The sequence below is a fragment of the Komagataeibacter sp. FXV3 genome, from assembly GCF_015155755.1.
Taxonomy (GTDB): Bacteria; Pseudomonadota; Alphaproteobacteria; order Acetobacterales; family Acetobacteraceae; genus Komagataeibacter.
On the sequence record NZ_VWPI01000137.1, the window covers coordinates 35,866 to 51,348 of the forward strand.

A 15,483-nucleotide genomic window follows, 5' to 3' on the forward strand; every position below is an offset into this window, starting at 1 on the left:
GCACGCGCGGCATGCCAGAACCGGACCGTCAGGATGGATCACCCAGCACACGGCGGCGTGGCGTGCTGGCGCAGATACGGTTTCCGGTGCTGGGGGTTCTGGCGGTTGCCATGCTGGCGCTGGTCATCTTCTGGTCATGGGACTGGTTCATCCCGATGGTGGAACGCCGGGCGGAGGCCGCGCTGGGTCGCAGGGTCACGATCGCACACCTGCATGTGCATCTGGGGCGCGTGATCCGTATTACCGCCGATGACGTACATATTGATGAACCGGACGGGTTTGACACCCTGCCGCCATTCGCCACGGCGGACCACCTGATGGTGGGGGTCAATCTGTGGCACCTGCTGGGGGGAAGGATCGACCTGCCGGTAATCGCGCTGGACAGGCCGGTCGTGGAACTGGATGAAAAGCGTGACGGCAGCGCCAATTACCATTTCCCCGGCAGCAGTGATGGCGGGTCCACCGCCATGCCGCAGATCGGGGAACTGAACATTGCCGACGGGCAACTGCATTTCGTGCATGCGGGCCTGCGCAGCAACATGCGCGCGCAGGTGCATACCACGCCGGCGAAGGCGGATACGCAGGCCCGCATCGTTGCGGATGTGCGCGGTACCTATACCGGGCAGGCCATTACGGGGCATTTTTCCGGCGGGGCGCTGGTGTCACTGGCGGACAGGACGAAACCCTATCCCATCGATGTCGATGTGCATCACGGCCCCACGCGCCTGACGCTGGTGGGATCGGTGGATGACCCGCTGTCGTTCCGTGGCGCGCGCCTGAAGCTGACGCTGGCGGGCCCGGACATGTCGCTGCTGTATCCGCTGACGGGCGTGGTGATCCCGCAGACACCCACCTACCATGTGGCGGGGAGCCTTGATTACCATGACCGGCGCGTGCGCTTTCATGACTTCGAGGGCATGGTCGGGTCCAGCGACCTTGGCGGCACGTTGAGCGTCGATCCCCACCAGGCGGTTACGTTCGTGGATGCCGGATTGCATTCTCGCCATGTGGACCTTGCCGATCTTGGCGGTTTCTTCGGGGCGACACCAGGGGATCATCCCTCCACCACACAGCAGGCGGCGGAACAGAAGGCGCATGAGGCCAGTGGCGCCGTGCTGCCCACCACGCCCATCAACCTGCCCAAGCTGAAGGCCACCAATGTCCATCTGGCCTATCACGGGGACCATATCGAAAACCGGCATGTGCCGCTGGATAACATCGATGCGCTGGTGGATATCCGCGACGGGACGATTGATGTCCATCACCTGAGTTTCGGTGTGGGCAAGGGGAAACTGGCCAGCAGTGGCACCTTCGTGCCGCAGGGCAATGGCGTTGATGCCCGCATCCGGGTCGATATGGAACAGATCGACCTGTCCCGCCTCATGCAGGCGCTGGGTAATTATCAGGGGCAGGGGACGATTGGCGGCCATATCATGGTGCATGGCCATGGGCAGTCGCTGGCGCAGATCGTGGGCGATGGCAATGGCGGCGTAACCATGGCGCTAGATGAAGGCGGGGATATTTCCGCCATCCTGCCCGACCTGCTGGGGCTGGAACTGGGCAAGGCGCTGCTGTCCGCCCTCGGGCTGCCAGCCAAGACCGACCTGAAATGCCTGATCGCGGACATGCCACTGCGTGATGGTGTTTTCCATACCAAAACCATGCTGATGGAGACGGGCGATACCTCCACGGTGGGCAAGGGGGATATCAATTTCAGTGACAACACCATCAAATACGCCCTGCTGACACGTTCGCGCCATTTCGCCATCGCATCCTTCCCCGGCCCGCTGCACATTACCGGGCCGCTGAAGCACCCCAGCATCATGCCCGGGGCAGAGGTGATCGGCCGGGCCGTGGCGTCGGTGCTGACGGGCTTTGTCTTCTCCCCCGTGGGCCTGCTGCCCACGATCGAGGCAGGTGTTGGCAAGCAGTCGTCATGTGCCGAGGCGATCAGGGAGGTGAACGAAAATCCTGCCGCCGGAATCGCGCCCCATGCCTCTCGTCCCGTCCGCCATGTCGCGCATGGCCGCAGGGCCCCTGCAACACAGCAGGTCAATGGTGCGGTTTCCGGTAACCTGAGCCGTGCGGAACGCGAACATATCCGCGCCGTGTGGGCGCAGCGGATGGCCGCGCATTAAAGGGGAATCCCCGCTTGACCATGCGGGGCATTTCGGCAAAAAGGGGAAACAGGTGCAGTGATGCGTCCGATCGTGGGCGTGCTTCATTGTCATGCCGGGTTAGCACAGTGGTAGTGCAGCGGTTTTGTAAACCGAAGGCCGGGGGTTCAAATCCCTCACCCGGCACCAGTTTTTTTCTGAAAAATTACAGTGATTCTGTGCGGCGCACGTTGCGCATATGATACCGGCCAGACAGTCGGCATGGTGATTGCCAAACTGATCCATGGACCGTCCGGCAGGTGCATGGGAATGATAAAAGCTTTTGGGCGCCGCCTTTTTTAAAAGGCGGCGATCTATCGAAGTTTTTTGAAAAACGCTTCACCAGAAACGTCCTTCAGGCGAAAATACGCTCCATCCATGCTTCGACCGTATCGCCACTGCTGATGGCAGGGTCGATCAGGCCATCCACCATGAAGGTGGGGGAGGCATGGATACCGTTCTGGCGACTGTATTTACACTGCCATTTGATGGCTTTCTGCAGTTCCGGCACGGCAAAGGCCGGCGCCAGCTTTACGCCGCTATAATGTTCGATCCGCCTGATGATGTCGTTTGGCGTCGCGTCCATGTTGGGACCGGCGCAGTGATCGGTAAATTCGAATTCCTCGCGGTGCGCCGCCACGGCTGCCATGACGGTACGGGCGGTCTCCTTGCCCCCTTCCAGTGTGGCGGCAGCAAGGATGCACCGTATGATGACACCGGAAAACATGTGCCATGGCTGGGACTGCAGGCGGATCCTGATGGTGATCCGGTCCGCGCCGGCCTTTTCCAGCAGGTCTGGCAGTTTGCCGAAGGCACGGCACGAAAACGGGCAGGTCGGCTCAAGGAAAACCTCGAAAACACGCGGGCCATGGCCCCATACAAGCGGATCGACATGCAGGGGGGACGGGGTTGCTGGCATTGCCTGGATTCCTTCATGCTGACGGGGTGAGGGGCAGTTCCCCTCCATGGAACATGGGCGGGGCCTGCCGGTTCATCCACTGTCTTTTTTACCCCACGGATGGGACATATGCCTAATGGACCACTGCGGGCCGGTCGTGGTCGTGCATATAGGCAATCCGCTGGAAAGGCTGCATAAACGCAACGTTTCCCTTTTCCCGGAAATCTGCCAATGAGATGTCCCGCAAAACAGAAAGAGGTTTTTGGTGAAGCTTTTTTCAAAAAGCGCCAAAGAATACCGCCTTTTTGAAAAAAGGCGGTACCCAAAAACTTTTATTATTTTCTATCAACTGATTGTCCGGAAACAATTTCCAAGGTGGTAATGCATGGTCCGCACCCTTTTGCTCAGGAATGCGCTGCGTCTGGTTACAATGGATGCCCGGCGGCGCGAAATCGAAGGGGGATGGGTACTGATACGTGACCGGCAGGTCGCGGCCATCGGAACACCTGCGGACCCGTTGCCTGTGGCCGATGATGTCATTGACATGACAGGGCATGTGGTGATGCCGGGCATGGTCAATACCCACCACCATATGTACCAGACCCTGACGCGCGTCATTCCGGCGGCACAGGATGCCTCCCTGTTCGGGTGGCTGCAGGCGCTCTATCCCATATGGGCAGGCCTGACACCGGAGATGATCCGCATTTCCGCCTGCACGGCCATGACGGAACTGCTGTGGTCGGGTTGCACCACCACCAGCGACCATCTGTACTTGTTTCCCAATGGCGCGCGGCTGGATGATGAAATCGAGGCGGCGGGGCAGATGGGCATACGTTTCCATGCCGCCCGTGGCGCGATGAGTGTTGGCGAAAGCAAGGGCGGCCTGCCGCCGGACCGCGTGGTGGAGGATGAAGACGCCATCCTGGCGGATACGCAGCGCGTGATCGAAACCTATCATGACCCGGCGCCACTTGCGATGTTGCGGGTGGCCGTGGCGCCGTGTTCGCCGTTTTCCGTCAGTCGTGATCTTATGCGCAATGCGGCTCACCTCGCGCGTGCGACAGGCACAATGCTGCATACCCATCTGGCGGAAAATGCCAGCGACATTGCCTACAGCCGTGAAAAATTCAACATGACCCCCGCCGAGTATGCCGAGGACACCGGCTGGGTCGGCCGGGACGTCTGGCACGCCCATTGCGTGCAACTGGATGATGCCGGCATTCATCGTTTTGGCATGACCCATACCGGCATGGCGCATTGCCCGTGTTCCAACATGCGGCTGGGGTCGGGTATTGCCCCGGTGCGGCGGATGGTGGCGGCGGGCATGCGCGTCGGGCTGGGGGTGGATGGTTCGGCTTCCAACGACGGCAGCCATATGCTGGGGGAAGCCCGTCAGGCCATGCTGCTGGGACGCCTGCTGCCCACGGGCAATAACCAGCCCATGATGCAGGCGCGTGAAGTGCTGGAACTGGCCACACGCGGCGGCGCCTGCGTGCTGGGACGTGATGATGTCGGCTATCTGGCCCCCGGCATGGCGGCGGATATCGTGGCGTTTGACATGCGCGGGATCGACCATGCGGGCGCGCAGTCCGATCCGGTGGCGGCGCTGGTGTTCTGTACGCCGGGGCGGGTGGCATGCAGCATCGTCAATGGGCGGGTGCTGATCCGCGATGGACAGTTTACGGCGCATGACCCGGCCGCACTGGCCCGGCGGCATAACGTGCTGGCCCGTGAACTGCTGGAAAAAGCCTGATAAGGAATGACAGAAGTTTCTGGGTGCCGCGTTTTTTCAAAAAAGGCGGCGTTCTTCGAAGCTTCGTGGGAAAAAGCTTCACCAAAAATTTCTTTATGATTCCAAGGATATTCCAGACGGTTCCTGTCCAGTCGATCAGGTGCGTGAAGAGCGCCGTTTATAGGTGCGGTAGCCCATCCGCCCCAGAATTTTCATGACCGGCAGGCTGAGGTTGAGTAGCCCCTGTGACGCCAGGCAGGCGTGGGTGAACAGTTTGTCAAAGACGGAACTGAAAATTTCCCGGCTGCTGCGTTCGCAGCATTCCAGAATCCGTTGCGCCGTGACATCCGGCTCCTGTGGCTGGTCGATGAAATTGTATATCGACCCGCCTGCATCCATTTCATGGCGCAGCATCGGCGTATTGACGCTGGCGGGATAGATGGATGACACCTGTATGTGCCGGGGACGCAGTTCCTGTTCCAGCGCACGGGCAAAACCGCGCAGGCCGAATTTGGCCGCCGTATAGACACTGCTACCCGCCAGCGGAAAAACCGCGGCCATGGAATTGACGAATACGATATGTCCCCCGCGTCGCATCGCGGGCAGCAGGGCATTGGTCAGTTCAATGGGGGCGGTCAGATCCACCGCAATCTGGTCGGCGATTTCCTGCGTACCCATCTCGCCAACCGGTCGGGGCGTAATGATGCCCGCGCAATGCACGATAACGTCAAGTTGCGGCGCATGCTGGATAATCGTTCTGGCAGCCTGGCATATGCTGTCCATATTGGTCAGGTCACATACGACGGGCGTGACACCGGGCATGTCCATCTGCGCCTGTCGGGATAATATGATTACCTGATAGCCACACCCGAGCATGCGGCGTACCAGTGCCTGTCCAATGCCGCCGGTTGCCCCGGTCACGACGGCGACCCGTCCTGTCGTGGGCCTGCCGATTCTGTCGTTTAAATAACTCTTTTCCAACGAACTACATACTTCCCTGACCGCAATGTCCTGTCGTAGCGCCTGATACGCGCCAGACCCGACATTCCGCAAGGGCTTTTCCCTGCGGTGCAAGGGAATGCCTACCCCCTGTCTGATCGTATCCATGATATCTGTAATAAAATGATACGTCGATAACCCTTTATTCCCGCGCATCAATATACCGGCATACCCCGGCAGGGGCATGAATGGTGTTATACTGTATTAGTGTTATGCCTGACGTGTACAGCACCCGTCTGGCAGGAAATTTGCGATACCGTTGCCCGATGGACGCAATCAGTGACTGGCAATCTGATCCGGGCATATGGTGCGGACCGTTTCTGGCAGTACCATGAACTGCCTTTATTGCCGGGCTGACCGGATCCGGTACACGCAGGGACGTGCATCCGTGACCGCATGCCGCTTTCAATCCCATGTCGTCCATACCGGTGTGTCACGGGACGGCACACTGCCTGGGACGACGCTATGGTGCTATGCGGCTCATCTGGCTGGTCGCGGGCACAACTGCGACCGGAACGGCTGTCTTTCCAGCCGATGAGGCGACCGTTGCCTGGATGACTGGTTGCTGCGATTACGGCCCGATGGGTATGCGGACAGGCGCGTTCGCATATCATGGAAGCATCGGACTAATTCTTATAGGTTGCTACTGTGCCGCTGGTGACGGTGCTGCCGGTTTGAATTTCTGTGCCGTATCAGGCTGGTAACAGGCAATCAGGGGTTCCAGTATCTTGGCTGCTTTCTGATAGCCGCTTGGTGTCAGATGCACGCCGTCGTCTGCACGCAGGCGTACCTTGGATCCATCGACACCTTCGCCATATGCGGAAAAATGTCCATTGTCGGAAAAGGCTGTCCATAGCGGTACGAACTGGGCACCGTTCCCGGCCGCCTGATCCTGGAAAATGGTATTCAGGGTCGCCATGTCAGCGGAGAATTCTTCATCACGCACCATGGGATGCCCAACCCAGATCACCGGGATATGTGCATTTTTCAGCGTCGTCATGATGTCACGTACACGCGCTGAGTAAATTTTTGTAAAATTCGCCAGTTGGGCCGGATCAACCACACCATGCACCCTGACCGGAGGTCTGTCATTGGCGCCAAACATGACAACGGCAACATCGGCATGCTCGGTCGCCGCCAGTTTATGAACCTCGTCCGGCCAGTTAAAGAATGATACGGACACCAGACCGGTGGAAATCTTACTATGGTCCAGGACACGCATGTTCCTGTTGGTGCGATAAAGCCATCGCAGCCCACCCGCCAGGCCCTGGGCCTGTGAATCACCAATCACCAGTATGCGCCCGGTTTCACCAGACGATGCATGGCAGACCGGTGCCGGTGCCGCCGGGGTCGTAACAGGCGCGGGGGAAGCCGCATCGGAGGATGTGGCAGGTGTCGCCTGCGCAGTGGCAGAAGGCGCCGGAGCAGATGCAGGGGCCGGCAAACCGCCCGGGGAGGTCCCGGTTGCAGCAGCCGGTCCCGGGGGCTGTGCATTGGCACCAGCACATAGCGTGGAAAACAGCACAGTCGCGCACATCAAATGGCGAAGCCGACCTTGAGGCATATTGTTCTTTTCAAGCCAGCCGGAAGAAAAAATCATAAACGCCTCAAAGGTATTCGCAACAGATTGATGCGCGACGAACGGAATTGAACCAAGCAATCCCGATATGGATGGCTTGTAATTATAATGCAGTTTCAAAGGAACTGTGCGGATTGATAGATCTTGATTCTGCGACTCAACTCCAGCACGCGGAAATATTTAATATTTTATAAAAATTGGAACTGTACACATTTATAGATGTTTCCTTACTATGATCCTTTAAAGGCGTCAATCTTTCCCGAAACAATTCGTGGCGTCATCACTGCATATCTGATCATTCCTGAAGTAGAGTCCGGTCAGGAAGGGGGTAGATGACTGAAACTCGACCAATTTTCGGAAGAACAGGGCATCAACATGCCGCATGCCACGTAATGGCATGCGGGTGATTACCTGCGGTCGGATGGTTGCGGTGTCAGGTATGCCTGTGTTGCCATGTCCGGGACGGGGCCTGTCAACCACGTTCATAACGTTTGCTGGAAACGGGGCGACAACCTGTTATATGGCTGATTGAACAGGCAGCCTTTGTGACAGTGTACAAATCAAGAAGAAGTTTTGAGTTGGCTTTTATTTATTAAAAAATTGATTTTAAACGATTTTTTTACTGGAGGGATGTTTCCGCTTCCAGCGGCAGTCTGGCCTTCTTGTCTTCGGCCAGCAGGTCAAGGCTGACGGGACGCCGATTGAGCTTTTCTGAATACATCCAGCTATGCAGAAGGACTGTCTCGATCCAGTTGCGGATCTTGGGGTTTGGAATGGCTTCCAGAAAAGCAAGGGATTCATTGGTGCCGTGTTCGGAAGCATTCCAGTGCGCTACCGCAGTATGGCCGACGGCATAACTGGCCAGCAGTCGGATAAGATGATTATTGATATGCCCATCATGCGCAAGCGCCATCAGGTAACGCTGTCCGATCAGCAGATTGACGGAAGGATTACTTAAATCCTCATTGCGTCCACCGACGAAATTTGCGGCTGTGCGTGGCATCAGTTGCATCAGTCCCCGTGCACCGCTTCTGGAGACCACGGTCGGCTGGAAACGGGATTCAATGGAAATGATTCCATATATAAGCGCCGGGTCCACCACAAACCCACCGCGTGGCGTGAAACGCTGTGGCAGATCGATGGTATGGCCCGGCACAAGTTTACTGGTCTCCATGCGACCGGATGTTTCGGCCGCATCCCCGACCGTGTGTACGATCAGCCCTATGGACCGGCGTGCATTGGTATTTTCCGCATTTACCCAATCCGTGCGCAGTTCGGTCTCGGCCAGGTCCGCACGCCCAACCTGAAGCAGCGCCAAAGCCCGGTGGCCTGCGGGTCGGGCGGAAACCGCATTGACATCCACAACGGTCGGCACACCTGCATCAGCCATCTGCGGGCCGTTTTTATTGATGGCACGCCGTGCGAGCACCCCATAAAAGCAGTCCTTGCAACGGGCGCTCTGTACAAGCCAGCGCAAGGCATCCTTCGTATTGCCGATACGCCCGGTTGCGCGGCTTGCCCACCAGGCGGCGGCGCTACGCAGGTCGCGGGAGGCCGTGTCGGCATTCGCCGCCCACGCGAATAAAAGTTGCGCCTGCTGTATCTGCTCCAGCCGCCAGGCCGACAGGCCCGCATAGAACGCGACCTTGCCACTTGTTTCCTTGATGGCGGGTGTAGTCAGGGCCTTGTTGAGAACGACCTGATCCTGCCCCTGTATATAGAGATTTTGCGCATCCGCGGCATTAATACCCCCGCCGGATGCCCGATTTCCACTGGCAGGGACTTTTAGCGGGGATCCCGCCGAGACATCGGCCGGCAGGTCGCTGCGGGATTGCAGCAATGCCTGCATCATCGGCGTGGCCGGGAGGTCCGGGTAATGGGCCAGCCAGTCCCTCAGCATGGGTGTCGTGCAGGTATAGGATGTATGGAGGCATCGTTCAGCAAGGACAGTGCCGGTCAGGCTGCCATCCTTTACCTGTTTCAGCAGGGCATCGGCCTGGTCGAAATTGCCAGCGGACTGATCCGCGAAGGCTGTACGGATACGGGTGGCATCACTGGGGGAAAGCGGATGGAGGAGCGCCGTCTGTCCCTGCTGCATGGCCACTTCATCTGCCCGGGAGCGGCCACCTGTAATATCAGATGCCTGGCAAGATGTTGTTGCCAAAGAAAAAATGGCAATAGAAGCAACGGCAGAAAGAGTTGCCATCCTATGCTTCAGGGACTGTAAAATATACCGCATGATCATGACCAATAACAGATATTTCAAAATCAAGAAATGCCGGAATTACACTCTGATATCCTGCTCGTGACAGTCCACCATTCTTCCAGACATGCGTCCGGGATCCTGGCCACGCATCAGTAGTGAGCAGGCCTGTTCCAGGTGGCTTTCCGCAGCGCAGGAAAGGCAGCGCGGCCCTGCATGGGGTCACGGAATGTATCTGGACCCGTTCCATCATGTCATACCCGCATCAGGGCGACCGGGTGCCTCACCAATCGGTTTCGCGCTCCGGCGGCATGGTGCCTTATTGTGGAAATCTTGTGGTCATGCCTCGGTCGGGTGGGAATGCTTTGCTGTTTTTTACCATGTCCTGTCATATGAACGCATGACTTCGGTCCGCGGTTTCCGGGCCGTCATGTCGTGTGCGTAAAAGGGGCAGGCCTGCCTCTACATGGTCATTCTTCAGCATCATTCCCCATGTCATATCTTCTATTGAACCGTGCCCGGCGCGTAGAAACATAGAAGCGGACAGGATCAGAGCCTGTCACATACTGAAAATATCTGGTTACAGATATCGTGTTGCATGGTAGAAGCAGGCATTAAAAAATTTTTACTGGGAACTCAGTGTCATTCTCTCGCCGTAGCCTGAGCACTCGCCTGCTTCGTAACTGCTCGTTGCCGTTGTTTTGTGCAATGCTGTTAATGGGGTGTGCAGCAGCGCGTGACCCGGTACCAGCCCATGAAAAAATCGGTCGTTATGCTTCTGTAGTACCCTTTTATAAAGCGCTGGATTCATTGCAGGGTGGGCAGGCGACCGAACCTGTGACCGTACTGCAGATTGGTGACAGCCATACCGCCAACGATGCTTTCAGCGACCAGATGCGCACCCTGTTGCAAAAGGATTTCCAGAATGCCGGCAGGGGTTTTCTACAGCCTGGCATTCCATTCCGCTATTACCACCCTGCGCAGGTTACGGTTTCTTCTACAGGATGGACGCCTGTCAGTGCGTTCAGCAAAACAGCGACAGGCCCGTGGGGTATCAGTCTGGTCAGGCAGCATGCGGATGCGTCCGCCAGCATGACCATTACCCCGGATGAAGCGGGGGGTGCCGGACGTGGCATGGTGGAGTTCCTCAGCCAGCCGGGTGGCGGTCAGCTTGTCATACAGACTGATGATGGCGGGCGTACGGTTGTTTCAACCGCGTCATCGCAGGATTCTGATTCCATGTGGCTGCGGATGCCCACCACGGCTGATACGCACGCCGTCACGGTCTCCGCCATGGGTGATGGTCCGGTGGATGTCCTGGGCTGGGAAGTGGCGAAAGGAAGTCAGGCAAGGCCCGCACCGGGAATATTATATTCCAATCTGGGTATTACAGGTTCCACCATAGAAATCCTGAGCCGGGTCGATCCTAAGATACTATCGGAAGAAATGCGGCGTCTGGACCCGCGCCTTCTGATTATTGCCTTTGGCACCAACGAAGGTTTCAATACTTCAACAAATTTCGATACATATTCGGCACGATACGAGCAGATCATACAGACGCTGCATGATGCGGCGCCCATGGCGGGGCTTGTGGTTGTCATGCCGCCCGATGGCGTACGCCAGGAACGACTGCCCCCTTTCACCCGGTCGTGTGACAAGCTGGTGTCCACGGGCAGGGGCTTTGCCTCACCGGCCGCCCTCAATACCGTCCGGCAGGCCCAGACTGACGTCGCCCGGCGTAACCACTGGATGCAGTGGGACTGGCGGCAGGCCATGGCGGATACAGCCCACCCGGATGGACGATGCACCATTCTTGTCTGGGGTAACCGCAACCCGCCAATCGCCGCGAAGGATCATGTTCATCTTCTGAAAGCGGGCTATCAACAGACCGCCACGTCATTATACGATGACTTGATGAATGGTTATAAGCTGTGGACGTCACTGAAACATAAAAAATAATGCTTTTTCCAACGCTTGACTTCGCCTTATTCTTTATTGCCGTTGCTGTCATTCTCGCATTGATTGGTGGCCTGTGGGAAATCAAGAAGATCTTTCTGGTTGCTGCAAGCTACGTCTTTTATGCATGCTGGAACTGGCATTTCTGCTTTCTCCTGCTGTTCAGTACGACTGTCAGTTATTCGGTTGGCCTGTTTTTGCCAGAAGAAGACAATCCACGTTTACGTAAATGGATGGTTGGCGGCGGTATAGCTGTTCAGTTGCTGGTTCTGGCGTTTTTCAAATATTACGATTTCTTTGCGACATCCCTGAATAAGGCGACACGTGATATCGGATGGGGGGAACCTGTTCCGCTTATTGAAATCCTTCTGCCCGTCGCCATTTCATTTTTTACCTTTCATGGCATCAGCTACATTGTTGATGTGTATCGTGGTAAAGTCACGCGGTGCCGTCGTTTTACGGACATGATGCTGTATATGTCCTTTTTTCCGCAGCTTGTGGCCGGACCGATTGTACGTTCTTCCAAATTCCTGCCGCAGCTGGAACGGCCATCAAGCAATCCTCCCCCCATGGCAACAGCCCTGTTGATGATTGCAGGGGGACTTTTCAAGAAAGTTATATTGGCAAGCTATCTGGGAACGCAGCTTGTCGACCCGGTTTTTGCTGATCCTGCCAGTTTTTCCACGCTGGATCTGGTATTCGCCCTCTATGGATTTGCCGTTCAGATATTCTGTGATTTTTCTGGTTATACGGACATTGCCATAGGCCTGGCTGCGCTGCTGGGTTTCGAATTTCCGCAAAACTTCAACCAGCCTTACCGGAGTGCGTCCCTGCGCGATTTCTGGCGGCGGTGGCATATGACGCTATCGTTCTGGCTGCGTGACTATCTCTACATACCGCTTGGCGGTAGTCATCGTGGTGGGGTGCGTACATCCGCCAATCTTCTGATTACCATGCTTCTGGGCGGCCTGTGGCACGGTGCCGCCATGAAATTTGTCATGTGGGGCGCGTTGCATGGCGGTGGTCTGGTGCTGGAACGCCCTTTTTCCGAGCGTCTGGAAAATAGCCGGGGCATTTTCCGCATCATGGCCGTGCTGCTGACATTTCACTTTGTCTGTCTGACATGGCTGTTTTTCCACGCGGAAGATATGCAAAGCGTCTGGTTTTACCTGCAGTCCATAACACCCCTGAAACCAGGAAGTTTTGCACAGGTCACGCCCTTCATGCTTGGCCTGATCGCTATTGGTATCGGTCTGCATTTTGTGTCCAGGAACATGCCTGAACGTATTGCAGCGTTTCCCGTGGTGCAGCGTGCGCCGGACTGGGCGCTGGCCCTTGCGTTCGGTATCTGTGTGTTAATGATTGATGCCGCAGGACCAAGCGGTGTCGCTCCCTTCATATATTTTCAGTTCTGATGGCCCATTCTTCTTTCCCATCCCCCACGCGTCGTCTGCTCACAATCGTGCTGGTCGCAGCCGCAAGCGGTATAATTTTCGGATCTGGTCCCATCCTTGCCTGGACCGAGCAGTTGCCGGTAACCATGCCATACCAGTCAACGCTGCAATCTGCGGCGGAACGGTGGAATACCATCGCTGATCGCCTGAAGATGACCACACCATACGATATGGTCCGTAATTCGGAGCGCCAGATCGAGAGTTATCGCTTTGCTCCTGCGCCCGACCAGTAATGGATATGTATTTTTATATTTTAAATAAAAAATTAATGATATAAATTATTAAATACTGTTTTTATTATTAATTAAAAGTAAAATTTTTTGGGCACCGGCTTGTTTTAAAAAGGCGACGTCTTTTCGAAGCTTTTTGGAAAAAGCTTCAGCAAAAACTTTCTTATGATTTCAGGATATGTCTGTATCTGACTTTTAAAACCGTCTTCAAGATCCTTGCGGGTCAGTGGCATGAGACGCTGGCGCGGCCAATACAACGATTGCCGCCGGTTCGCTGGTCGAATAGGCAACCACCCGGTTACGTGATGATCGCAGGCAGTCAGGTCCTGGGGACAAGCAGTATGCTTTATCCTTACTGATGTTCTTGATGCTGGCAGGGGCCACAGGACGCAGGCAGGGTATCGCTGTGTGAAGCCTGCGGAACATCATGCAGGGGTCAATGTATGCCTAAGTCGGTCATGTGCAGTATCCTGGCCGCCTACGCCCTGTGTCTGATTTGGGCAGGGTCAGTTCTGTCCATGTCCTGACGGCTTTCACGCTACGCATGAAGGCACATTGTCCAGACATACCATGCACGTCATTCATGCCCTACGATATGTAATGCTGCACATGTAACCACACCATGCGGAACTATACCGCTGGGCATAGCTAGTTAACTGATTTCATACTGGGAAACAGGATATGGCGGAGAGAGTGGGACTCTCAACCGTTTAGCCATTTTCCGCAGTTTTCAGCCACAAAACATGTAACTACAGCGGCGTATGGTGTCGTTACACACTACAGCGGTTGCGGAAGTGTGAGGGCTGATAATCTCATAAATTGGTCTTGCGGCCAAGCGGTTTGACTGGCCCGTGTATGACCGGGCCATTACCGAGATGGGCGAGAGAGGCATTGCCGGGGCTGTTTTGCAGGCTATGCGAGAATGAAGGTGCACAGTCTGTAAGCTAGATGCTATTTTGGACCGAATAAACCAAATTGGACAGTTCCTCTATGTTCATCCAGGGACGTTGTGCGTGGATCATACGATGGCAATTTGCGCATACGAGCGCCAGGTCGTCCAAACGTGTTTTCGTCTCGTTAGGCAGATCGGAAAGAGGCTTAATGTGATGACATTCTATAAACCCCTGTCCCCTATCGCCATATCGTTCGACAAAATCGAAACCGCATGCTTCACAAGCAAGGCGTCCGGTTTTTGCTAGGACGTCCTTTTTCTTGGCCTGGACAATCTTCCTGGAACGCTCCCGGCTGTGATGCAGCACCGTAAGTATCCTTCCCTCGGGCGCTTCAACCTCCTCCATGCTCAATGCATCATTTTTCACGTAGTCAGTGGGTGATAATGTGTTGGCTGCAATTGCCTGGCGGATCGCTTCAGCCGTTTCCCGCAGATGTTCCGGCTGGCCCGCAAAGTCATTCCACACCTCAACTTCTAAACGGTTGCCCGCTTTCAATCCGGCTCTGTCCTTGAATGCTGGGTCATGGGCGCGAAGGTTCATGAGCTTCATTTTGACGCCGTTTGGATTGCGCAGGGTCGCCCCGTCAAAACCCTGCGAACGCCAGAGGCTATTTAAGGTGTTGCTTAATTCCTGGACTTCCGTATTGCCCTCGCTAGGCCATGCTCCTTCCAGTTTCTGATAAAGGTCGAGGGCAAGGATAATCTCATCACGTGTCCACGGTGGATTGCGCTTCGCTTTTTCCGTTTCCGTCACCGCTTGGTATCCCTCCAATAAATCTAGACGGAGGATATGCGAATAAGGGCAGCAAAGTTAGCTGAAAAGCTGCTCTTTCTCGGCCAAACGGGCCTCAAGCAGCTCTGTCTTGCGCTTCATAAGCCCGACAATCATATCGTTCAGGCTATCGAGGTCTTCCACGCTCGATGCACCCGCTACCTTTTCCTCGTCACGGACGTAAACACCTTCCTTACGGAGCGTGGGGAGAGCAGTCTGCGTCACCCAGTCCTGAAAGGGGCGTGCGTTGGGCTTGTCGCAGCGAAGGATAAGGCGGTAAAGTCCTGCCTCGGAAATCATGATGGTGCGCCGGTTACTACCAGCCGAATTGGTAGTAATGATAGTCCGCCGATCCACGCTTCCAAGGTAGTGAATATGGTTCGAGTAGCTCCCGGTCGCTGGGTTCTTTTTCAGACCGATAGCTTCGCACACATCCGTCAAGGCAAACCACGGCTGGCCCGCATGGGTTTCAACGCGGATTTCCTGTGGCTGGCCGTCCAGCTTCGTGAAGGTTTCGATAGTTACTTCGGGGTTTGGCATCGAAGGTATCAA

At 56.0% G+C, this 15,483-nt stretch carries 11 protein-coding genes and 1 tRNA gene; 6 read left to right on the top strand and 6 right to left on the bottom strand.

Going from position 1 to position 15,483, the window contains the following annotated elements:
- Positions 1-11 precede the first annotated feature (11 nt).
- Together F1542_RS12865 and F1542_RS12870 are read left to right on the top strand one after the other, a co-directional pair.
- Positions 12-2,138, top strand: a complete 2,127-nt coding sequence (locus F1542_RS12865; RefSeq protein WP_193733378.1) for an AsmA family protein — start codon at positions 12-14, stop codon at positions 2,136-2,138.
- Between the two features lie 93 nt (positions 2,139-2,231).
- Positions 2,232-2,306 (top strand) — tRNA-Thr (locus F1542_RS12870).
- A 205-nt stretch (positions 2,307-2,511) separates the two neighbouring features.
- Here the strand turns inward: F1542_RS12870 and F1542_RS12875 are convergent.
- Positions 2,512-3,075: a thioredoxin gene (locus tag F1542_RS12875; protein WP_193733379.1), complete on the bottom strand. Its 564-nt coding sequence runs from the start codon at positions 3,073-3,075 to the stop codon at positions 2,512-2,514.
- Positions 3,076-3,439: 364 nt separating this feature from the next.
- On the opposite strand from F1542_RS12875, the gene F1542_RS12880 reads away from it, so the two are divergent.
- Positions 3,440-4,807 (top strand): 8-oxoguanine deaminase, encoded by a 1,368-nt coding sequence (locus F1542_RS12880; protein ID WP_193733380.1) that lies wholly within the window; start codon positions 3,440-3,442, stop codon positions 4,805-4,807.
- A gap of 135 nt (positions 4,808-4,942) precedes the next feature.
- Here the strand turns inward: F1542_RS12880 and F1542_RS12885 are convergent, their stop codons facing one another.
- The 3 genes from F1542_RS12885 to F1542_RS12895 form a co-directional block, all read right to left on the bottom strand.
- Positions 4,943-5,707 carry an SDR family oxidoreductase gene (locus F1542_RS12885; protein WP_193733381.1) on the bottom strand — a complete coding sequence of 255 codons (765 nt, stop codon included), beginning with the start codon at positions 5,705-5,707 and terminating at the stop codon, positions 4,943-4,945.
- A gap of 721 nt (positions 5,708-6,428) precedes the next feature.
- Positions 6,429-7,484, bottom strand: coding sequence for a DUF459 domain-containing protein (locus F1542_RS12890; RefSeq protein WP_227672723.1), 1,056 nt, complete (start codon positions 7,482-7,484; stop codon positions 6,429-6,431).
- Positions 7,485-7,983: 499 nt separating this feature from the next.
- Positions 7,984-9,462, bottom strand: coding sequence for a lytic transglycosylase domain-containing protein (locus F1542_RS12895; RefSeq protein WP_193733382.1), 1,479 nt, complete (start codon positions 9,460-9,462; stop codon positions 7,984-7,986).
- A gap of 942 nt (positions 9,463-10,404) precedes the next feature.
- On the opposite strand from F1542_RS12895, the gene F1542_RS12900 reads away from it, so the two are divergent.
- The 3 genes from F1542_RS12900 to F1542_RS12910 are packed head-to-tail and all read left to right on the top strand — an operon-like array spanning position 10,405 to position 13,210.
- Positions 10,405-11,526, top strand: coding sequence for a GDSL-type esterase/lipase family protein (locus F1542_RS12900; protein ID WP_346011940.1), 1,122 nt, complete (start codon positions 10,405-10,407; stop codon positions 11,524-11,526).
- Entirely contained in the window at positions 11,526-12,938 is a 1,413-nt protein-coding gene (locus F1542_RS12905) for an MBOAT family protein (RefSeq protein ID WP_193733383.1), read from the top strand. The genes F1542_RS12900 and F1542_RS12905 overlap by 1 nt, the downstream gene beginning before the upstream one ends.
- Entirely contained in the window at positions 12,938-13,210 is a 273-nt protein-coding gene (locus F1542_RS12910; protein WP_193733384.1) for a hypothetical protein, read from the top strand. Before F1542_RS12905 ends, F1542_RS12910 begins: the two co-directional genes overlap by 1 nt.
- A 941-nt stretch (positions 13,211-14,151) precedes the next feature.
- Here F1542_RS12910 and F1542_RS17455 read toward each other — a convergent pair.
- On the bottom strand, positions 14,152-14,913 hold the full coding sequence (locus F1542_RS17455; RefSeq protein WP_193733385.1) for an HNH endonuclease: 762 nt from the start codon (positions 14,911-14,913) through the stop codon (positions 14,152-14,154).
- A gap of 57 nt (positions 14,914-14,970) precedes the next feature.
- Positions 14,971-15,471, bottom strand: a complete 501-nt coding sequence (locus F1542_RS12920) for a BRO family protein (RefSeq protein ID WP_193733386.1) — start codon at positions 15,469-15,471, stop codon at positions 14,971-14,973.
- Positions 15,472-15,483 lie beyond the last annotated feature (12 nt).

What these genes read in the sequence shown, in the direction of transcription:
- F1542_RS12920 (WP_193733386.1), bottom strand. Translation starts at nt 15,471, where the DNA reads ATGCCAAACCCCGAAGTAACTATCGAAACCTTCACGAAGCTGGACGGC.
- F1542_RS12865 (WP_193733378.1), top strand. Translation starts at nt 12, where the DNA reads ATGCCAGAACCGGACCGTCAGGATGGATCACCCAGCACACGGCGGCGT.
- F1542_RS12880 (WP_193733380.1), top strand. Translation starts at nt 3,440, where the DNA reads ATGGTCCGCACCCTTTTGCTCAGGAATGCGCTGCGTCTGGTTACAATG.
- F1542_RS12905 (WP_193733383.1), top strand. Translation starts at nt 11,526, where the DNA reads ATGCTTTTTCCAACGCTTGACTTCGCCTTATTCTTTATTGCCGTTGCT.
- F1542_RS12875 (WP_193733379.1), bottom strand. Translation starts at nt 3,075, where the DNA reads ATGCCAGCAACCCCGTCCCCCCTGCATGTCGATCCGCTTGTATGGGGC.
- F1542_RS12910 (WP_193733384.1), top strand. Translation starts at nt 12,938, where the DNA reads ATGGCCCATTCTTCTTTCCCATCCCCCACGCGTCGTCTGCTCACAATC.
- F1542_RS12895 (WP_193733382.1), bottom strand. Translation starts at nt 9,462, where the DNA reads ATGCAGCAGGGACAGACGGCGCTCCTCCATCCGCTTTCCCCCAGTGAT.